This is a genomic window from Trichormus variabilis 0441, from assembly GCF_009856605.1.
In the GTDB taxonomy this organism is placed as follows: Bacteria; Cyanobacteriota; Cyanobacteriia; order Cyanobacteriales; family Nostocaceae; genus Trichormus; species Trichormus variabilis.
The window spans coordinates 5354746-5375062 of record NZ_CP047242.1 but is presented as its reverse complement, the minus strand read 5'-3'; the positions used below and the strand labels follow the sequence as shown (position 1 = coordinate 5375062).

The following is a 20317-nucleotide window of genomic DNA, read 5'->3' as shown; positions in this document are numbered from 1 at the left end:
CCGTCTCAAATATACCTATAAAACAGCTAAAGCTCACTTCATCAGATAATATCACTGTTTTCAAACTCGACTTAGTATTTTTACGTAAAATTTATATTTTTGATAAAGGAAAAATATAAGTATTTTTTCTCTAATTAACAATTAATAATGGCAGCTTTTACCTTATGTTTTCTATAAAATGCAAGCAATTAGGCAGTCGCTACTCATAACTTTCACAATTAAATAGGCTAACTTGTGGTGGTGTATACCTTCTTTGGGATACATCAACACTCTCTATTAGCTTGTGAAGTGATGCCTAAGCATTCTCCTAACTTAGAAGCGATCTTGCCCATGCTAGAGTTTCCTAAGCATTCTCCTAACTGAGAAGCGATCGCCGATGATGGAGTCTAAAGATTGTAGGGGCGGGTTTACTCATTCACCACTATCTTGGTTAACCCGCCCCTACTGCTTGTGAAAAATGCGGGGTAGGTTTTGTAGAGAAGCGATCGCCTCTTCAACCAATTACAAATTATTTGGGTGTAATAGTCCCATCATTCTGAGCCTGTTTAATCGCTCGTTTCAAAATTAACACCGCCATTTGAGACAAAGAACGCTCCTCTGCATCAGCCAATTGTTGCAGGGCTTCTTTGTCTGTTTCTTCCATGTAAATAGTTACAGTTACTTTTCCCATATCACTATCATAAGCTATCTTGTGTCTTTTTATATTAAATACACTAAAACGCATAAATTAACATAAAAGTACATAGTATTTATGTATAATTACTGATAAGTCAAAAGCCAGCACTCAACTTTCCGACGGCTGACGCTGGCTTTTGGCCCCTCTATTCAGGAGTCATATACAATGTTAAACCCTGTTCGCTATAAAACAGATGAACACCGAGCTTATCAACAAGCTTTAGATGATTTCGGCATCACCGAATTACTAGCCAAGCTCAAAAACTACTCTGACGCAGACTTTGATAGCACCTGGATACAACTCCAGCAGCAAGAACTAGAAACTCTAGCAGCAATTCTGATTTCTCAGTTAACTCACAGCATCAATGGTAAATTGATTGCTGCTTATCTCCATCTCATCCGGCACAATCACCAAGATATAGTCCCAGGTTTGATTAACCTGAAATACCCAGACACATCTATTGAACTTCCCGCCAACTTTCCTGATGTAGCCAAAACACCCAGATTTTTATATGGCGATCGCTTGCGTTGGCTTGGTAATGAAAGCGATACTGACTGGGGTATTGTCATTGGTCGATTTTATAGCTTTGCTTCCCACAGTTGCTGCTGGAGTTGGTGCTACCTGATTTGGTTAAACAAAGATTGCCCCAGTGCCGCTTGGACGTCGGCGGATATTGCTTGGGAAGAAGATTTAGAACCAATGGACGAGGAGACACACTAATGAATCCTCATCCACTCCAACAGCGAGAGCAAGATTTGATACAACTGTACATTTATTGCCAATTGGGTATGACTCCCAAACAGTTTTACACCAAATGGCAGGTGAACCACGAAGAAATGGCGCAGATTTGCGATCGCTCTCTGTCCACCGTGCGACGCTGGTTTGCTAGAGGTAAAAACTACCGCCGTCCTATGCCAGCCGATTTACGCCACCTTGCACTGATGAACTTTCTACTGGAACACTTTGAGGAGATTCCCCAAGAACTATTGCAGAACCTGTGTTTCCCAGACGAAAGTAGAGACGGGTTCATAGATATCTTTGAGGATAAATGAGGTTATTTGTCAACCTGCCCCTACGGCATTTAATTGCAATATCAAAATATCAAAATGATATTTCTTGCCAGCCACCTTCACAGTAGGCTGGCTTTTGTCTTGGAAATTGCAGATATTACCAGGAGGACTCTATGACTTACTTAGAAAAACTCAATCCTTGGTGTATAGTCGGGCTGTTACCGAATATGCAGAACCGTATTGTCGCTCGTTTTCGCCGCCGCAGCGATGCCGAAGCTCATCTACAAGTTTTGCGCCGACTCATTCCCAGTGTCAGTTTTAGACTGATTTTCGATGTGCAGTTAGGGCAGCAAAATCTAACTGCCTGAAGTTAACGGTATCAATATCTAACGATCCGAATGATCCAAATATATCGTTAGTTAGGGTGCGATCGCTGATTTCGTTCCACCAGCGTAGCCGATCACACAACTCAGCAGCGAAAATCTTGCCGATGTCCGATATCGCTAAGAAAAAAGGTTTGGCAACTGTGGATCAATATTACTCAATTTGCTGTGAGGTTGGGCGATCGCTTCTGTACTCTGCTTTGCTAATTACCGACAGTCGGCACTTAATGCCATCACTACTCAAGATTAATTTCTCACAGCTATTCAAGAAAATTTGCAGTAAAAAGCTTTTAACCTAAGCAATCCTGCGAATTAATGCTCAAAAATGCACAACGAATGCCTCAATATGCCTCACATTCTGCAAGCAAAAGTCTCAATTGTGGGAACTAGAACTCTTGCCATACATCATTTTGGAGTTGATGCTTTACCGCTACAAGCAACTGAAAAAGATGGTGTAGCTGGTAATAGTCCCAATGAGTGGAAAAAAACTGTTCTCATGGATGAGGAACGCCAATTATTTCTGTTGCCAACGTACTTTTTCGGCTGCATTAAGTATGGCGGTAAAACTGTCAAACGGGGCAAAGGTAACTTACTTGCAGATATTGCCAGCACTTTACAAGTCATGGATGATCAGATTTATATCTGTAATAGCGATGGGGCAATTCAATTACCAGATCCACCTCAAGTAATTGAGGCGGGGACTATCAAAAATGAAAAACTACCCGATAGCTATGTCGAAGTGATTGGTGTGCGTAACCCATCGACTAAAGCGAGGAATATTCGTTACCGGGTGGCTGTGAAACCTGGATGGCAATGTTCATTTACTATTCTTTGGGATTCGGTTGTTGTTGATCGAAAGTCATTGGAGACAGCAATTATCAACGCTGGAACTTTAGTTGGTGTTGGCGATGGTAGACAAAGCATTGGTTACGGAAGATTTGAGCTAAAAGAATTTAGCATTCTTTAAATATCCGTCTCGTTTCGTCAGGTCTCCTTAAGGCGAGTCCCGTCACCTTCCGTTTCGTCACGTCATGTTGTGTCAAGTCGAGTTTGGTTAAGTCATGTCTGTTGAACTTTACAAACAAGTCAAACAAAAACGCCAACATCCAAACCTGCCTGTTTACCAATGGAAGCGTCAACCCCTTGAACAATGGAAAATCACTCGGCATTCTATCTACAGCAGAGACGAGGGATTGTGTCAAAGCCCAGATAACCGACCACCAAAAGTCAATGGATTATGTCAAAGAACAGTCAGTTTAAAAACTGCCCATATCGACCACATTCGCCCTTTGTCATCTGGTGGCAGTAACCATGCGTCCAACTTGAGAACTCTTTGCCCCGTCTGCCATGCGCTTCGGCTTGACCGCAAGCATGATGGTATGAGAAATAAGCTGGTCAAGAAAGGTTTAATCCCTGTCAACTGGAAACAGTTTGTTTGGGATGGTTAATACGAGTATATTTAACTTGATTAACAACTAATACCATCTTCTAAAAGGTGAGATTTACTTACTTTTAGTTAAGACTGACATGACTGGAATAACTTTTTAAAATCAAATATTTGGTGATTTCAGAAGGTATTGTATAGGGCGAGAGCCTTGACTATAAAAGGCTAAATAGGTTTTCTAGAACTAATTAGATATTAGACCTCTTGCAGTTCCTTTATTCTCATACTTAAGATAAACAAAATATTTGACCAACAGGAAAGCAGGCGATCGCTCCTAGTCAAGTTTGAGATAAACTAGCAGGTAGTTCCCATTGCTCACACTCACATGACGTAGCTGGGCTGTCGTTGCTCTACATCCAAATTTTTGTTGATGCTCAAGAATCTCAGTGGTTTGAACTTTTTTACAGCGTTGTGCTTCTCTACCTTGGCTCATCAAACTGTAACAAAGCTTTTCGGCTGTCTCCTTATCAATTTGTGCATTAAAATGTAACGATTGCACATACAAGCAACCGCCTTCTGGTACTGGTTGAAAATTTATACCAACTTCTTTTAATTCTGTTTCTTTAATCGCAATAAAATCAAGATTTTGATTTTTAGGACTTCTATTTGCACTCAATGATGCAACTACACTATAGAATTCTTGCTCTGTGTTAACCAGCCAAAGACTATATATATTGTCTGGTTCTTTAAAGAGCTTTGCTGCTGCTAATCTAGCACGTTCAGCTAAGTTGGCATCCCCTTCTTGCGGATTCCAACTAGCACGGCTATCTATTTTACGAATATAAACAGGGGGTTCTATCCCAAACTCTGATAGAGTAGGCAGCATAAGTCAAGTAATGGCCGTTTATGAAAGCTCTTGAATAGCTTCTTCAGCATAGTTACGGATGTATTGGTCAGTTTCATAACCAGATGCAAAGCGTGCGATCGCATTTTTTATACGCTGAGTATCTATTTCATCCGCAAGCAGCAATAACGCATCAATAAAAGTTGCTTTTAAGATTCTCCGTTGATTAATTAGTGCTATTAAATTGAAAGTTAGGAGTAATTCAAATCTTTCTTCAGCAGGGATACGATAGGCACAAGCGGTTCCTTTTATCAGTATTTCCCATAAGGGATCTAACATTAGAATATTCCTGTTTTCCACTGAGTTAATCATCAATTGGCTTAGAGCTTCTAAATACTGACTAGCCTCTTTTAATATATTGATTTCATTGATTTCTGCCAATAAATCTACAGCACCATCATAAGCATCCCTTGCTTTGCCACTAATGCCCCATTTCAAAACTTCTATAATTGCTTTGGCAGAAGACAATCTTGTAAAAATAAACCCTCTCAACTTATTCCGTCGCTCAGAAGAGGACAAAAAGTATTCTCTTATTAGAAAATCCGGATCGCCGTATTTATGATTAACATAACTTGCGTTAATTTGTCTGTTTCCCAAATTTTCTAATTTATTCGTATTATTCGCTGTAGAGATTGTTTGACCTACTGTCCCAACCATTTTAGACCCCATTCTTTTTTAACATCTTTTTGTAATAGTTCTATAAATGTATTAACTGTGTATTTATGGGCAGAGTGAAACCATTCTTCATAACTTACTTTTGTATCGTAGCTACGACTTGTTAATTCTAAAAGTAGCATAGAATTATTATCTTCCAACCTAATTATTTGGTTAATACGAACTAACAAATTCCCTAAATTATCAGGAAGTTCAAATTCAAATTCAGCATTAAACAATCGAGGTTGTTTCAGAGTAATTTCCCATTCTTTGCTCATGAAGTTGAAAATTTTATTGTTATCTCCTGGCTCTTTCCAACCAAAATTTTGATCAATCTGATTAAGATAAGTAAGTTCATAACGAATCGGTTGTAAAAATGTTTTCTCAGTGCTTAACCACCAATTCTGAAAGTGCTGCCATTCACTTTGAAATTTTGGATATATTTCTTTAAAATGAGGATATTCATCTGCTTCACCTTGACGACGCCAGTTGTAATGAAATCGGTTTGACTGCAACTGTATGAGTTCTTTTCTGTCAAGTGACTCAAACCAAACTCGACGGAGTTTGGGCATCATAGGAAGAAGTTCAATGTCTCCTATTGGCGGTCTGTCAAGTGGCGGAGAAGGAAATCGGTCTTGAATACTCTGCCAGTACAGTCCGAAATGCACAGAAGAGAACCCTGGATCGTTGAATTCAACGCCCAAGACAACTTCTGTCAGTGGTGACTTACTGAATTTAGCTATTGACATTCGCCCAACCTCATCACTGTGGCTGCTCCTCAGACAATATCAAATTCTTACTCCTTTTGTAGTTATCCCTTGAACAAGTACAGCAAGCTACACAGTTAAGCACAAGTTAAAGGAGCATAGCATAGTCTTCGTTCTACTCTAGATTACCCTTACCTTCTACCCAAATACTTAAATTCTTTCTATAGGCTGACAGCCTAATCGCTCAAAAAAATTATCATCTTGAGCAAATAAACCCATCTAATGCTTATAGTGACTGAACTGGCTTATTTCTAGCTATTACAGTCATCAATGATCCGTGTCTAGTGTCCAGACTGAATCTAACTATGCTTATAGTGTGGCGATCGCACAGAGACTGAACAAGATTAAGATCCTTCTCTAATGAACTGCCAATCAACTACCCATGTGCTTGGGCGGATCACCTCACCTATGGTGAGCGGAATGTCATCGCTACTGAAGGTTGATTTTGGGCAACTAGCAAATCAAAGTCAAGCAGGGAGATTTCAAGCTGAAACATACTCGCGTAATTTCTGCTGCTTGTACACCTACTGTCTAAAATTATATTTATTTTGAAAAATTTACTTATTAAAAGTTAAAGTATAAAATATTTATTGTTATTGAAATTACATTATCATCTATGCAAAATCAGCCACCATTTATAATCAATTCAACTTACCATCGAGAGGAGAGTAAAGATATTGAATTTAAGAGTATAGCATCACAACATCCTGTTAAAAAAATTGTAAATCATGCAGAGGAATATATAACTGGATTTCTTAACGCGCTAGTAGAAGGTCAACTATATATAGGTATAGATGATGCTGGAAAAATTTTAGGTGTTAAACTTAGCAGGAGCGAGCGAGATGAAATTCAAAAAATCATCCCCAATAAACTCAGAAATACAGACCCAATAGTTTCTCCATCGCTTTATGATATTGCATTCTACAATGTTCTTAACGAAGAACAAAAAGACATTGAAGATTTGTTTGTTGTAAATATAAGTGTTTTAGGAGTAGATGAAAGCCAATTTTATAGAACATCAAGCCGTGAGTATTTTCTATACAAAACAACAGGAGGTAGTACTTATCTTAAAACAGGAACAGACTGCATTAAGCTGAATACCACAGAAATAGCACAAGAAATTCAAAAGCGTAAACAAAAGTATTTAAAGCAAGAGTTAGACAATATCGACGATAAACTTTTACAAAATCCAGATAATCGTTCTCTTCTCAAGGAAAAAGCCAACATAGCAAAACTGATGGGTGATATTGAGAAAATGGATGAAAGTTATAAAAGGCTAATCAATCTTAACCCTAACAATTCTAGAACAAGGGTTGATTATGCCTCTGCACACAAAAGTATAGGTGATTTAGAGGGTGCATTAGATATCCTTGAAGATGCTCTTAAGGTAGACGGAGATAATCTGAGCATATTAAAAACAAAAGGAGAAATACTGTTAGGCTCAGATAGCTCAGATAAGGTTAAGGAAGCTTTTCAAACTTATGAAACTGCATTGAAATTGAATCCAGAAGACTATACTATCATTACCCAAATTGGGATTGCATTAAGAAAATTAGGTAAATATAAGGAATCTATCAAAGTTTTTAATTTAGCTCTGGCAAAGTCTCCTCATTATAGAGCAGCAAAATATGAAAAAAGAATAACTTATCATAAGATGTTTGAAGGCGGTATCAGAATATAAGCTCACAAACATGAAATATATTCTGTTAAAATATTTGGCGTACTGATTTTTTTATGTTAGAATTGCCGCACATAGCCTACTTAATGAGCATTGATGTCCGTTGGCGATACAGCAACGGTGTATTATCATCCAAACCTTACGCTAACCAGTGAAAAAATCTGTTAGTGCTGCTGTAATGCAGTAAGCAGGAATGCCATTAGTAGGTTTTTTTATAAAGATATTGAGTAGTTGTGAGTAACAAAATTTCTCTTTCGCCTCTTTTATATGAAAGTTGTGAAGACCTTAGCAAAAAATTCAGCGAATTAAAATCAGCAAGGGATGTTGCTCAAATTCTACAAGTTCCATATAATTATTTAATTTATTATATTTATAGAACTTCTGAAAATTCAAAATATCAAACTTTTAATTTAGAAAAGAAGTCTGGTGGTTATAGAACTATTCACTCTCCAAATAATTCTCTGGAAATCCTTCAAAGGAAACTAAGTCAAATACTATATTCAGTCTATAGCCCAAAACCTTGTGTTCATGGGTTTGCAGCTAACCGTAGTATAGTTACCAATGCTAAAGTTCATACAAAGAAAAAATTTGTTCTAAATATAGATATTAAGGATTTTTTTGATGTAATAAATTTTGGTAGAGTAAGAGGACTCTTTATTGCAAAACCATACCAGTTAAATGAAGAAGTTGCAACTATTCTAGCTCAGATTTGCTGCTTTCAAAACAAATTGCCCCAAGGAGCGCCAACATCGCCAATTATTTCAAATTTAGTTTGTGCAAGAATGGACAAAGAGCTTCAAAAGTTTGCCAAAGAGAATGGTATTTTTTATACGCGATATGCTGATGATATAACATTTTCAATTAATAGAGAAGATTTACCTGTTGGATTAGTTTCGTCATATAGCAAGGGATTTTCTAAAGTTATACTAGGTGATGATTTAAGGTCAATTATAGAGAATAATGGATTTAAAATAAACGAAGCAAAAGTAAGATTGGCTTATAGAACACAAAGACAAGAAGTTACAGGCTTAGTTGTTAATAAAGGTGTTAATGTTAATCGCAAATATATTCGTAATCTTTATGGAACTCTTCATGCCTGGGAAAAATATGGTTTAGAAGAAGCCAACAAGATTTACATCTCTAAGTATGCAAAGAAAACTCTATTACCTAGTGATGAAAAACCCTCTTTTTTAGATTCACTAAGAGGAAAGATAGAATTTATAGGCAGTGTTAGAGGAAAAGACGACCCTCTATATCGAAAACTTTTGAAGATATTTCATGAATTAAAGGAAAAAGAATCTGACAAAGACAACAATTTAGTTTCATAATCTAGGCTGATTTTATATCAATCCTGCTTATTAATTACAACATATGTCGATTCTGTTACTGAATAAACACCAGTTGCTTTTAGCTCTAAGAAATCCATCCCTTTATCAAACATAATTTTGTATCGCTGACCATTTGCTGTCAGCACTTCCATCTCGCGGGAATGAGGAAAATAAGAGCGTTCATACCAAGGCTGAACTTTCACAGTTGTAGAAACTCCCATACGTTGAATTTGAGTAAGTGCCGCCTCCAAATTAGCTTTTCGCTGAGAACCTAACTCTCCTTTATAATCTTCTAGAACCCAAATTGTGACAGAGGAATTTTCATTTATGCCATCACCTTGTAAGAGATCAGCCAGGATTTTCCCTCCTTTTTCATTCAGGTAGCGATCGCGATAAACTATCTTCACACCTCCACCAGAAAAAACACGGTCTATGCCGAGTCTTTGCCGTAGTTGCGTTATTGTTAAATTACTCCAGGTTCTATCAGGGAAGATAACTGTAGTATTAGGGTCTTCTAGTTCTATTGCCTCTACAGGTCGAGCTTGCGATCGCAAGTTTTGTAAACGTTGAAATACAGTATCTACACCTTCACCACTTCTGGTTTCAAACCATTCCTGTTGATGTAATTGTAAAGCAATGCGATTTTGTTGCTGAGTGCTTAAACATAAAATTGGCACATCATTAACAGATGTTTGATACAGCTTGAGTAATTCTTGGTCTACCCACTGTTGCAAATGCTTCTGTAATAATTGCAAATTCCTCCTGGTTGCATCAGAAGCAGCAGTATTCGGTTCTGGTAATTGATTTAAAATTAATTCTAGTGCAATATTACTGCGCTGCATTGAATAAACCGCATCTTTTAGCAGCTTTAACCAAGGAAGTGGCGAGCCATTATTTAAATTAAATGTATCGATCAAGCTGGGTAAGTAAATCATACTTTCCTTACCAGCCATACGACAAATTGCAGGCACGCGTGTAGCCATTTGGGACAATTTCACTCGATTCGCATTAGGTGCAAAAGCTTGTAGTTCTGGGTCTGGTTTGACAACCAAATCCGTGAGAAAATTAGCAACTATTTTTCGATTGAGTTCTGCATGAAATGGCTGATTTGAATAAGTTCTTAAGCAGTCATAGCAGCTTGTATCACAACTACAAGACGCAGTAATTTCTAAAGCTTTCTCTAATACCTGAAAAAAGTGATCAGCAATGCGCTTGCTATAACCTGCTCCCCCTGGAACGTTGTCATATATAATAATTTGGGCAAGTTGATTTGGTAATGGTGTAAACAAACCATCCAATTCTGAACGAGGCACATCAATTACTTGTGCGGCTGCGGCTATCAGTGCATAGGTTAGCGATCGCCAAAATGCCATACCATCGGTGTCATGATATATTTGTTCGGTTACAGACGCAACTGTGCCACCATCCCCATAATGAACAACGTCACCAAATAAAGGTTTGAGGTTTGCTATTTTCTGAAACTCAATTTTTAACAAATCACTGCGAAATTCATGCCCTAAATGAATATGTGGATATCCAGTACCTGAACAATCTTTAGCAGTAATTGGGTGTTTATGGGCAGTTGATGAGGCTTTAGAACTAGCTTTTTTGCTACCACCTTTGGCGTTATTTGCTTCACGCTGTTTTTGTACCAGTTCACTTAGGTCTCTCCCACAGTATTGGCAAATTGCAAAACCTTCTTTACTGAAGCCTTTACCACGTCCCAAACTTCCTTGATTTGCGAGAAATAGAATCCCGCCTTTATTGACCGTGAGTTTGTAAAATTCAGATTCTAATTGTTCTTGGTCTTCTCCAGACTTGGCTAAAAATACCTGTGAGGTTAGTTGGCGTTGCGGTTTAGTATATGGCGTAACTTTTGGCGTAACTGACCAGTCTGTAGTAAAGGCTTTAGGAACTTTGTAAAGCTTCATCTTGCCAGCAGCAGCCGGAGTAGGTTTGCATCCACAGACAGAACATTGTTCAATTATTTGTTCAGAAATTGATGATTCAAAATGATTACAATTCTTGCAAACCCAATAGTATTTTTGCTCTAAATCACTCGGTCTGAGAATGCCAACACTCTGATACACTCGGTCGTCAACTACAATATCTTGGCTAGGTGCATATTCACCAAGTGCAAGACGGCGATCGCGTTCTAGTCTATGCTTTCCTTGAGATGATTTAAACTCATCACTTTCCCCTGTCAATAACCGCACTACATCAATCGGAAAACCATAAATCGGTAGTATACTGGCTTGAACTAATTCATCGTGCAGTCTGCGCTTCCCAATTTTTTCTAACTCCGCTTCAATACCATCCCGTCGCTTCTCTATCCCCTTACGTTTTGTACGGTCAGTTTCAGCAGTAATACTGTCTTGAATATCTTTAAGCAGTAATACTAAATCATTCCAATCTGCTAATTGTGCTTGCTGAAACACTAAAATTGCGGCAACAAATTGATTTAATATATCGGTGGCAGCATAAGAAATTTTCAGCTTATTGATCCATAATTGTGCCAAATTATGAGCATCATCACTATGCAGCCACTCTTGTAATTCACTAACTATTGCTGTGGGTGGCGGTGTGTCTAAAGAATCAAACTTATGCACAGGTAAGCTGAAAAATTCAGCAATGGTAACTTTCTCTGCACCTCTTTCCTTTGTCTTCAAAAACTCAGCTAGTAATTCAGCGCGAATATGACGCTGTTGAATTTGGAAGTTATCAGCATCAAGCTTAGGAATTTGATTACTACCTGCGATTAATTGTTCAGGCTGCTCGAAATAAAATCGGTCATGGGGACGACGCTGGCCATACATTAAAGTAATCGCCACTCCATCAGTACGCCGTCCTGCGCGTCCTGCGCGTTGTTGGTAGTTACTAACATGGGGTGGAAAGTTGCGTAAAACCACAGCTTGCAGTTCGCCGATGTCTACACCCATTTCTAAGGTTGTAGAACAACTCAGGAGATTAATTTGACCGCGACGAAAACGGTTTTCGCGTCTTTCTAGTTCGGTGACTCCTAACTGCGCTGTATGTTCTTGCGATCGCAACGGCAAAGGTAGGCGATTTTTGATAATATACTGCTGATAATGCTCGTTTCTGACTTGCTCTATTTTCTCCGCATAGTAAGGCTGAAGTTGACCAGTGCATTTGAAGGCTGGACAACCGAAAATATTCAACTTAGTCTGAGATTTTTGGACATCAGATAAACCTGGAACATGGATAATTTGTTGACAGCGATCGCACTGATACCAATCATGCTGAGTTTTAATAATATTTAATCTTGTCCAGTTCAATTGATGGCCATTTTTAGCTTTTTCTAATAAGCGTAATTGTTCTAATTGTTTAAATAGAGCAACAAACTTATCTCTGTTTGGTAAGTTGTCACCAAATAGCTGTAGGTAATACCAACCAAGTCTATTTTGAACTTGACTAACTTCACCTGTTTTTTGCTTCCACTTTGGTATAAATGACGGTGAATCTTTAAATTTCTTCTGTTCATCAGGTGACTTTTCTAAAAACAGATAATTTTTAGACCTTCCTTGAATGTCCACCATTTCTGGTCTAACGCCTTCAACTCCACCAGTTTCAGGGAAGTAACGCGATGCACCATCAATACTCACAATTCCTGTGCGACGAATGATATCTGTGAGAACTATCAAGAAAATCTTGGCTTCAGCATTTGAAATCTCAAATTCACGAGCTACCAATTCAATTAACCGTTCATCCCTCAATTCAATATGACAAGCAAATAAAGCATAGGCTTCCAATGTAGAGCGACGATTAAAAGGCAGGGCAAATTCCCGTAATAATAATTCCTTAGCACGAGCTTCTGCACTATCTTGACAGTCTCTATAATTTTCTAAACTTTCCTCATCATCAGGATAGTAACTGAGATAGTTCTTTCTAGAATCTCGGTCTGGATGAGGAATGGATGTTTCTAAAAATTGCTGTTTTACTTTATTAATCAGTTGATTAATGGAAACAATATCATCATCAGGATTAAGCTCTTGAAATGCTTGCCAAATTATTTGCCGATAAACTGTTTCTGTATGAGTGCGCTGGTAGTCTGAAGCAAAGAATGCCGCATCCTGACGACCATCAGAAAATGTTAATAGCTTGCGTTTTGACGCACTACCTTGATCTTCTTGAGATTCAGGTAATAAATCAAACAGGCTATCAATCATCGCCTCTAAAGGTTCATCTGTATAAGCTACAAAGCGGTTTATCGCTTGAGCGCGAATTGGCCGTGTTCCACAGGCAGCACATCTAGGAAGGTAGCAGCCACTTAAATCTTTTGCATCTTTATCTCTTGGGCGATGCCATGCTAAATAAAATTCATTTGGTTCAGAAGATTTATTCGTAAATGTTACTGATGTGGGTAGTCCAATCCAACCATCACGCTGGCGAATAATTAAAGTGTTTGTTGGTGAAGATTCTTGTTCTTCTTCTCCAATTTCTTCTTCCTCCGTAATGCTGTCTAATAATCCTGAAGTCAGGGTGTATATTTTGTCATTTTCTCTTAAACCTTGATTTGAGCGCGGTAATGGTTCTAATTTAGATACACCATTTATTTGAGTAAAGGCATAAGCTTGACCGCACTGATAACAACTACCCAGTTCTAAAACTGGAGAATTGCAATCATCACAGGTTCTTTTTTCGTTCAAATATAATCGACCATATCGCCGAGGTTTGTCTTCATAATTTGGATCACAAACTCCACCAGGACATTGAGGATTAATGCAAGCATACATCCCTTCTAAACTACGAAATAAAAGGTGGATTCTAACTGGCAGTAATGGTAAGCTTTCTGAATTCTCACGAGCAAGAGTGCCTAATTGTAATAAATGAGCGAGGGCAAATTTTGTCTCAGTATCATCAATAGTGCCGTCAGATTTGAACGGTAAATTTACACACCAGAATTCTGTTGATTGTGTAATTTTCTCCCAAGGCTGGGGTTGACGGCTTAGAAATTCAATGAGGCGGTGGACTATAGGATGTTGTTTAAGTGCATACCAGAGAAACTGGTGAACATCACCTTGCGCTTTCGTCTCTGCTGCTTTTAGATGTTCAGTAGGTACAAAGCCACTCAGTCTGTCGAACCAAATACTTAAATCATCATCAATTTTAGGCAATTCTAATATGCTTAAATATGCTAATATTTCTTCGTGAGTAAGTTCAGCAGATAATAGATAAGGTTCACCTAATCTTTCGATAGCCTTGACGCGATCGCCGCGAATTACTTGATTAAAAGATTCCCCAAAAAATTTTGTAGCAAACTCTAATATTTCATTATTAACTGAAGCATCGCCTAAACTGGCACTGGTAGCAATACAGCGAATCTTTCCAGGTTTTTCTTGTTCGACAGCAACTTTTAGCCGTTCTATCAACATCGACACTTCACTACCAGTCGAGCCGTTGTATGTGTGTGCCTCATCCACGACTAACATTTTAAAAGTTGATGCTGAAGTAGCAAAAACTTTGTTGCGTTCCACGGGACGAATTAACATATGCTCCAACATAGAATAGTTGGTGACTAATATATGAGGCGGCTTCTCCCAAATTTCTTGCCTAGAAATTGCTTGGATTTTTTGAATTTTGGCAATAGCTTCATCAATTAATCTTTCACGAGTGCTGAGATTGAGAGATGATTTTTCTTTTTGTGTAAATAACTCCCAAAGTTCTTCAGACTCATAAGCTTGTAATTCTTCCGCCAATGCTTCTTCTGCTTTGTGCCTATCATTTTCAGTGCGGCTAGTATAAAATCCGAATCTAATTTTTATAGTTTCTTGACTACATAGTAATTTTCTTAAACGCTTAACTTGGTCATTTACTAAAGCGTTCATGGGGTACAAAATTAACGCTCTAACCCCAGCTATTGCTAAATTTGCTTCTTCTTTCAGCAGCATATCCAACATGGGAATTAGGAAACACTCTGTTTTACCTGAACCTGTACCAGTAGCAACAACGATGTTTTGTTTTTGCTGAATAACTGCCTTGACAGCGTTTTCTTGGTGTTCGTAGAGAGGACGCTGATTGGGAGTGAATAAACTTGCCATTTCTGGATGCAAAACACCCTGACTTACCAGCGCATTCACACTGTTAGCAGGCCGATAAGGTTGAGAACCTTCTAAATAAGGATGCTGCCAAACTGTTCCAGGTACTTCTAGCTGCTGTTTTAAACCGTAGCGTAGATGAGGATCTCGTAGTGGGTAAGCAGTTAGCAGATAACGAATAAAATCTTGGCGGGGTTGCTCAACTGCGGCGATCGGGTCAAGGTAGTTGCTGTTGTTTTTCATACCAAAAGGCATCCTAAACGCTGAAATATAGTTTCCACTAAGGGGTGATGCTGATGCTCGATAATACGAGTTCTATATCGCTCACTATCAGGCTCAGATAACCGCCAAAGTATCTGAGCATAAGCACTGGGTAAGCTAGTTCCTTGAAGATTGAGACGACATTGGGGTTTATCCCACTCAATTTTTAAGCGATGTCCTGCTTCTTTGTCGAGATCAAACATGACTAGCATCGCTGCATCTGGTTCTAACTCGTAAAAGCATTCCTCTTGAAACCAAAGATACTCACCAGTAGGAAGTTGCAGTAATGATTTGTCTTGTAATTGGTGATAGTTTAAGGGTGTCCAGCGATGTTTCTGAGTCGTATCACGGCTAGGTAGGTATCTGTGAATCAAGCCTTGACTTTGCCAACTGCTTGTCAAAAATGGATTGTCTGGCCAAGGAGTTCGCAAAATAGCCTTACTGGGTTTGCAAGGATACGGTAGATTATTGATGCTATCAGCAACGGTGACTAAGCGGATTCCCACTTGATGAAGGTGGTCTTTAATGCGATTAAAGTTGTGTATTTTGGGACGGATGTTTACACTATTGTGATTTTGCTCTGTTTTTAAAACTTGATGTGCTAAGGGAAGATAGGTGCGATCGCCTTGGAAACGCAATGCTGTTAAATTATCTTTATCCAAAGCCAATGCAGTTGGAGGAGCAATACAGTAACGATTTCTCACCCCAGCATAAATTTCACCTTGTGCTTGCAACTCGCTCAAAGTCTCCTGAACCTGAATTGTTAACTGCTCTTGTGATTCGTTAGGTGACAAGCTAGAGCGAATTAGCGCAATGATTTGGTGTTTAGTTAAAGTCGTCGGTACTGCCGGATTTACAGGATGCCGATGATTACTTAACAGTAAGATAATTTCGTTAAAGCACATTATTGGTTTCCTATCATTCGGCTAACTTGTTCCAAAGGTAATGGTTTCCGTTGCAGAGTTTGAAAATGATCAATTTTTTGCAGTTGAGAATTTGCAGTGTTAAAGTTGCTTAAATTCAGTAAAACAATATCTTCGTAAACTGAATCCTGGGGAATTTTTATATCTAAAATTACTTCTTCTAAATTATTTTTAGCGATTGCAATGTTTAGAAATTTCAGAAATACTTCCCGTTTCTTAGAACGAACATTGAGCAAGTACCAACTACCCTTAATAGTTGTAGCAATTGATTGTTCAGTAGGTGTTAATGTCGGTGTTTTAGATGGTGTTACTTGTGGTGATATATCTGCCACACTCAAAAGGTTCAATAGAGCTTTTAATTTGGTTATTAAAATATCTTTGCTTAACCAATCAGGGAAATAATATTTATTATTTTCTAGTGCGATAATTCTAGTTTGCAACTGTTGACTGTCAATATCTAAGTTAAGTCGATTGACGGCTTCTATAAATGACTCTTTCGATTCACTATTACCTAATACTGTATAACAATAGTTTTCTCTATCTTCATTAAGATTATTAGGTAAGTCATTTTTACCACTACCACACCACCAGCCTAATTCTTCTGGCAGTAATTGAGGACTAACAAGTTGAATGTAATAAATACCTGTGGAAAGATTTAACGGTACTTCAATAGTGTTTTCATCATGATTAATCAACGGTATTTTGATTTCTTCAGCTTCTGAATCTGGTAGTAGCAAATTCCAGCATAATAGAGAATAAAACTTATCAGGATGAAGACCAGATAAATTAATAGAATTACTTGTCCAAGACCAAGTTATATTATGAGGTAAGCCCTGCATCTCTACTAATCGCTGTGCCTCTAACCCCAAACGCTGGTAATCTAAAGCATACCATTCAGAATTAGGAAGTAATTCATGCAGTGTTGATAAATTAACTGTTAAATTACCTGAAGCATCTGCCTGAATCGACTGTTGTATCTTTTCTGATTCATTGGATACAAAGAAAATAATTTCTTCTAAAGGCCAAAGACCATCAATCTTAATAACTTCTGACCAAAACTTATCTGAATGCTCATGTTTTATTGGTAAATCAGTTTCAGAAATACCAGAGTTACTGCTAATTCTTAGCTGATTTAATGGTGCAATAGCAGAAGTTTGATGTTTTGACCTCACTTCAAACCGATATGACCATCGCTTTTCGTCAAACCAGAAGCGTGCTTCATAGTATCCAGGCGTAGTAATCCACTGACTCAGCTTAATTGCAATCCATTGATTATTAGGTGATAGAGTTTCAATTGTCCGAGCGATAATGCTCTGCTTTGTAATATCTTCAACTAATACATTCATATTAAGATTTTGGTTAACTGGTGGATACCAAAAAGTAGGAGTCCCTAAATAAATCGCTTTCTTACCTGTTAATTTTAAACCTGTAAATACTGGCTCATCGTCTCTGAGAAGTTTCCAGATAATGAGTTGATTCTGATGAGTTTCAGGTATAGTTAACACAATAGAAGACTCTGGAGCTATTAATCTAATATGCCGACCTCGCCATCCTCGAATACTGGAAGGAATGTAACTATCTAAAATCTCGATACCGTTAGTAAATTCCGGTTGAATATCTTTAGGAGTAAAGCAATACACTTCCTCAACTGACGTAATTCTCGGTTGAAAGTAGTCGAGAGGTAAATGTTCTCCAGTTAAAGCATCAAATACTAAACATGGAAGATTACTATTAATCCCCTTGTAGTTCCATTCCATCAAATTCTGGCGGTTATGGTCTACAAGTTGACAATTCCAATTTTCCAATGCTTGATTAACTTCAATTATCAATTCTGGAATACTTAAATCTCCATTAGTGGGAATTATATCTTCCCAATTACCTTGAGGAATTTGGCAATATGTGTCTCTAAGGTTGCGCCATTCTGGCTTCCACAAAACTTGTTCTGGTAGCAATAATTGTGTATTTAATGAGTCTTCAACATCTAAGCTCAATAACAGAGGTTTACTACGTCTAGTTATAATACTTCGACTGCGACCAGAGCCAGATTTTGGTGTTAAAACTTGAGTTAGTGCATCCCAGTTACGCAAGAAAAAATTTTGTGGCAAGTAATAATTTCCTAATATTTTTTCACGCTGTTCTTCATCTGCTAAAACTTGAGGACGAGCCTTTTGCCGTTCTAATTCTTGTGCCACTATAGCAATGCCTTGCAGTAGCTGTCCTGAAACTGGTTCTGTGTGTGCATCTTCAGAGCAGCTGGATTTAAGAAAGTTAATTAACGTACCCCACTGCGAATATTTTGCATCACAAACATTCAATAGTAGCTGTGCAAGCTCTTCCGGTTGGGTGTGTGCTAGTTCCCACCAGCCATATTCATCAGCAATTTCTTGGACTAACTGTGCGAAATGTTCCAGGTTTTGTTCAGGAACGCCACTTTGTAGCCATAAGGTTGAGACGTATTTATATCCACCTTTAGCTCGCACTAATCCTAAAATATTTATTCCTTCGTCGACAATCTGGCGAAATGTGTTTTCTACTCCTTGGTTATGATTAATATCTAAGCGATCGCAAAATCCTTGCCAAAATCTTTCACTGGAATAGTAGTAAGCATACTCTGAAAGGGCAACAGTTAAAATCTTTAACCAATTTTGCTCTAATTCATAAAATTCATTTTGCAAAGAATCATAGGTCACTCTGTCTAACTGCTGCAAGTTTTGACCAACAATATCAAGTATTTGCTCACTAGTATTTCGCGTCATTTTAATACTACCCAAGAATCTCCTTCCCACCGGGCGATCGCGATGTGACCAATGCGGCAATATTTGCTCTTCCCATAAATTTTGTGTATAACGAGGATTCATAAAGGTAGTGCCACCACTGCTTCTAGATTGTCTTTGATGTGAAGAAATTTGAGCTTTGATAGGAGCAGTTTTATTAGGTAGTCCTTCAGCCTTAGCATAAGTAACTGAACTTGGGCTACCTTCTTTTGTTACTGGTTGATTTAACTGAGGTTGAGATAAATTTCTTTGCGATGCTTCTTTTCGTGCAGTTAGTGATGCTAATTCTTGAATTAGCTGCTCTTTATCCTGCTGCAATTGAATAAGGTTGGTTTGTAAGCTATTAAGATTTAGTTGTGCTTCCTGTTGCTGCGTTGTTAGGCTAGTAACAGATTGATTTAAGCCATTTAACTGACTTTCTAAACTGTTAATTTGCAGTTTGAGGTTAGACAAATCAATTTCTAGCTGATGTTTTTGCTGTTCTAAAGCATCTAAGTTTTCAGAGAGTTTTGCGTGATAATCTTCTTGCTCCGAAATCTGGTTTTGTAGCTGCTTAAGTTTTTGAAGCTGCTGGTTGAAACTTTCGTTTGTCTGCTGTTTTTGAGTAATGAGACTTTCCAGCGATTGATTGAGTTCAGTTTCCTGTTGTCGGAGATGATGAATCTGAGTGTATAGAGTTTGTATGTCTGTCTCTAACAGATGTTTTTGCGCTATTAAGTCAGCCTGTTCCTGCTCGTTGTGCTGTTGATTTGAAATATTGGCTTGTAACTGGCTTAATCTTCCTTGGAGAGAATTACAATCAGTTTCCAGTTGTTGCTTTTGTGTGGCGATCGCCTCTAAAGATTGCTTGAGTGTTAATTCTTGTTGTTTTAATTCCTCATTCCTGGTTTGCAGATGGTGAGATTCTGCTGTTAACTGTTGCCTTTGTGTCTCTAGGTCTACTAACTCCTGCTCTGTAGATGTTTTTTCATTTTGTTGAGTGAGTAAAAGGTCTTGCAGTTGACTTAATTCAATTTGTAGGCTTTCAAAAGAGGTTTCTACCTGTTGCTTATTTTCTTGGCTGGCGATAATAGCTTTTTCCAAAGCGGCTTTCTGCTTTTTGAGTTTCTCAACTTGTTTTTCAAGTGCTGCAACCCTGCTTTGTACTGGTAAGAGGTGTTCATTGAGTTGCTTTCTGCAGTGATTATCCGTAACCAAAATCCCTAAAGAGGTAGCAGGTATTGTAATCAGTCCGGTTAAAGCAGCTCGTTTAACATCCCTTTCTAGAGCTAGACTTATGCCAAAACCAACACCGAAGCTAATTGCACCTAAAATCAACCTGTTGATCATCATTGATGTTTAATAAACCTACTACATCCATTAGTAGACAGCCAGAAGACCCGTAATTTTTATGTCTTAATTATTACTATAACCACAAAAATTTTATACGTGTATAAATTTATTGAAAAATTCAAAAAACATATAGGTAAGGTTTTTCCCAATGACTTGAAACACCTGAACCAAGGATGAACGAGCTAGG

15 protein-coding genes are annotated in these 20317 nt (G+C 38.1%); 8 read left to right on the top strand and 7 right to left on the bottom strand.

Annotated features, from left to right (window positions below; all coding sequences use genetic code 11):
* Nucleotides 1–508: 508 nt before the first annotated feature.
* A complete protein-coding gene (locus GSQ19_RS22160; protein ID WP_104010044.1) occupies nucleotides 509–670 on the bottom strand; it encodes a ribbon-helix-helix domain-containing protein in 162 nt (53 codons plus the stop codon).
* A 171-nt stretch (nucleotides 671–841) separates the two neighbouring features.
* On the opposite strand from GSQ19_RS22160, the gene GSQ19_RS22155 reads away from it, so the two are divergent.
* The 6 genes from GSQ19_RS22155 to GSQ19_RS22130 all read left to right on the top strand — a co-directional run bounded on the left by GSQ19_RS22155 (nucleotide 842) and on the right by GSQ19_RS22130 (nucleotide 3517).
* Nucleotides 842–1396: a hypothetical protein gene (locus GSQ19_RS22155; protein ID WP_011319994.1), complete on the top strand. Its 555-nt coding sequence runs from the start codon at nucleotides 842–844 to the stop codon at nucleotides 1394–1396.
* Entirely contained in the window at nucleotides 1396–1728 is a 333-nt protein-coding gene (locus tag GSQ19_RS22150) for a hypothetical protein (RefSeq protein ID WP_011319993.1), read from the top strand. Before GSQ19_RS22155 ends, GSQ19_RS22150 begins: the two co-directional genes overlap by 1 nt.
* Nucleotides 1729–1859: 131 nt before the next feature.
* Entirely contained in the window at nucleotides 1860–2054 is a 195-nt protein-coding gene (locus GSQ19_RS22145) for a hypothetical protein (RefSeq protein ID WP_011319992.1), read from the top strand.
* A gap of 122 nt (nucleotides 2055–2176) precedes the next feature.
* Nucleotides 2177–2368, top strand: a complete 192-nt coding sequence (locus GSQ19_RS22140) for a hypothetical protein (RefSeq protein WP_153228419.1) — start codon at nucleotides 2177–2179, stop codon at nucleotides 2366–2368.
* A 26-nt stretch (nucleotides 2369–2394) separates the two neighbouring features.
* Nucleotides 2395–3036, top strand: coding sequence for a hypothetical protein (locus GSQ19_RS22135; RefSeq protein WP_011319991.1), 642 nt, complete (start codon nucleotides 2395–2397; stop codon nucleotides 3034–3036).
* 94 nt (nucleotides 3037–3130) lie between these two features.
* On the top strand, nucleotides 3131–3517 hold the full coding sequence (locus GSQ19_RS22130) for an HNH endonuclease (RefSeq protein WP_011319990.1): 387 nt from the start codon (nucleotides 3131–3133) through the stop codon (nucleotides 3515–3517).
* 270 nt (nucleotides 3518–3787) lie between these two features.
* On the opposite strand, the gene GSQ19_RS22125 is transcribed toward GSQ19_RS22130, so the two are convergent.
* Genes GSQ19_RS22125 through GSQ19_RS22115 form a run of 3 tightly spaced genes read right to left on the bottom strand, consistent with a single transcriptional unit; the run spans nucleotide 3788 to nucleotide 5760 of the window.
* Nucleotides 3788–4339 carry a hypothetical protein gene (locus GSQ19_RS22125; protein WP_011319989.1) on the bottom strand — a complete coding sequence of 184 codons (552 nt, stop codon included), beginning with the start codon at nucleotides 4337–4339 and terminating at the stop codon, nucleotides 3788–3790.
* Nucleotides 4340–4357: 18 nt separating this feature from the next.
* On the bottom strand, nucleotides 4358–5014 hold the full coding sequence (locus GSQ19_RS22120; protein WP_041456278.1) for a hypothetical protein: 657 nt from the start codon (nucleotides 5012–5014) through the stop codon (nucleotides 4358–4360).
* Nucleotides 4999–5760: a TIGR04255 family protein gene (locus GSQ19_RS22115; RefSeq protein WP_011319987.1), complete on the bottom strand. Its 762-nt coding sequence runs from the start codon at nucleotides 5758–5760 to the stop codon at nucleotides 4999–5001. Before GSQ19_RS22115 ends, GSQ19_RS22120 begins: the two co-directional genes overlap by 16 nt.
* A gap of 634 nt (nucleotides 5761–6394) precedes the next feature.
* Here GSQ19_RS22115 and GSQ19_RS22110 point away from each other — a divergent pair.
* A complete protein-coding gene (locus GSQ19_RS22110) occupies nucleotides 6395–7459 on the top strand; it encodes an ATP-binding protein (protein ID WP_011319986.1) in 1065 nt (354 codons plus the stop codon).
* 230 nt (nucleotides 7460–7689) lie between these two features.
* Nucleotides 7690–8784: a reverse transcriptase domain-containing protein gene (locus GSQ19_RS22105; RefSeq protein ID WP_011319985.1), complete on the top strand. Its 1095-nt coding sequence runs from the start codon at nucleotides 7690–7692 to the stop codon at nucleotides 8782–8784.
* A 17-nt stretch (nucleotides 8785–8801) separates the two neighbouring features.
* On the opposite strand, the gene GSQ19_RS22100 is transcribed toward GSQ19_RS22105, so the two are convergent.
* Genes GSQ19_RS22100 through GSQ19_RS30105 form a run of 3 tightly spaced genes read right to left on the bottom strand, consistent with a single transcriptional unit; the run spans nucleotide 8802 to nucleotide 20130 of the window.
* Nucleotides 8802–15083, bottom strand: coding sequence for a DEAD/DEAH box helicase (locus GSQ19_RS22100; protein WP_011319984.1), 6282 nt, complete (start codon nucleotides 15081–15083; stop codon nucleotides 8802–8804).
* Nucleotides 15080–16006, bottom strand: coding sequence for a hypothetical protein (locus GSQ19_RS22095; RefSeq protein WP_011319983.1), 927 nt, complete (start codon nucleotides 16004–16006; stop codon nucleotides 15080–15082). The genes GSQ19_RS22100 and GSQ19_RS22095 overlap by 4 nt, the downstream gene beginning before the upstream one ends.
* Entirely contained in the window at nucleotides 16006–20130 is a 4125-nt protein-coding gene (locus GSQ19_RS30105) for a coiled-coil domain-containing protein (RefSeq protein ID WP_011319982.1), read from the bottom strand. Before GSQ19_RS30105 ends, GSQ19_RS22095 begins: the two co-directional genes overlap by 1 nt.
* Between the last annotated feature and the right edge of the window lie 187 nt (nucleotides 20131–20317).

What these genes read in the sequence shown, in the direction of transcription:
- GSQ19_RS22100 (WP_011319984.1), bottom strand. Translation starts at nt 15,083, where the DNA reads ATGAAAAACAACAGCAACTACCTTGACCCGATCGCCGCAGTTGAGCAA.
- GSQ19_RS22160 (WP_104010044.1), bottom strand. Translation starts at nt 670, where the DNA reads ATGGGAAAAGTAACTGTAACTATTTACATGGAAGAAACAGACAAAGAA.
- GSQ19_RS22135 (WP_011319991.1), top strand. Translation starts at nt 2,395, where the DNA reads ATGCACAACGAATGCCTCAATATGCCTCACATTCTGCAAGCAAAAGTC.
- GSQ19_RS22145 (WP_011319992.1), top strand. Translation starts at nt 1,860, where the DNA reads ATGACTTACTTAGAAAAACTCAATCCTTGGTGTATAGTCGGGCTGTTA.
- GSQ19_RS22125 (WP_011319989.1), bottom strand. Translation starts at nt 4,339, where the DNA reads ATGCTGCCTACTCTATCAGAGTTTGGGATAGAACCCCCTGTTTATATT.
- GSQ19_RS22140 (WP_153228419.1), top strand. Translation starts at nt 2,177, where the DNA reads ATGTCCGATATCGCTAAGAAAAAAGGTTTGGCAACTGTGGATCAATAT.
- GSQ19_RS22115 (WP_011319987.1), bottom strand. Translation starts at nt 5,760, where the DNA reads ATGTCAATAGCTAAATTCAGTAAGTCACCACTGACAGAAGTTGTCTTG.
- GSQ19_RS30105 (WP_011319982.1), bottom strand. Translation starts at nt 20,130, where the DNA reads ATGATGATCAACAGGTTGATTTTAGGTGCAATTAGCTTCGGTGTTGGT.
- GSQ19_RS22110 (WP_011319986.1), top strand. Translation starts at nt 6,395, where the DNA reads ATGCAAAATCAGCCACCATTTATAATCAATTCAACTTACCATCGAGAG.
- GSQ19_RS22130 (WP_011319990.1), top strand. Translation starts at nt 3,131, where the DNA reads ATGTCTGTTGAACTTTACAAACAAGTCAAACAAAAACGCCAACATCCA.
- GSQ19_RS22120 (WP_041456278.1), bottom strand. Translation starts at nt 5,014, where the DNA reads ATGGTTGGGACAGTAGGTCAAACAATCTCTACAGCGAATAATACGAAT.
- GSQ19_RS22150 (WP_011319993.1), top strand. Translation starts at nt 1,396, where the DNA reads ATGAATCCTCATCCACTCCAACAGCGAGAGCAAGATTTGATACAACTG.
- GSQ19_RS22155 (WP_011319994.1), top strand. Translation starts at nt 842, where the DNA reads ATGTTAAACCCTGTTCGCTATAAAACAGATGAACACCGAGCTTATCAA.
- GSQ19_RS22095 (WP_011319983.1), bottom strand. Translation starts at nt 16,006, where the DNA reads ATGTGCTTTAACGAAATTATCTTACTGTTAAGTAATCATCGGCATCCT.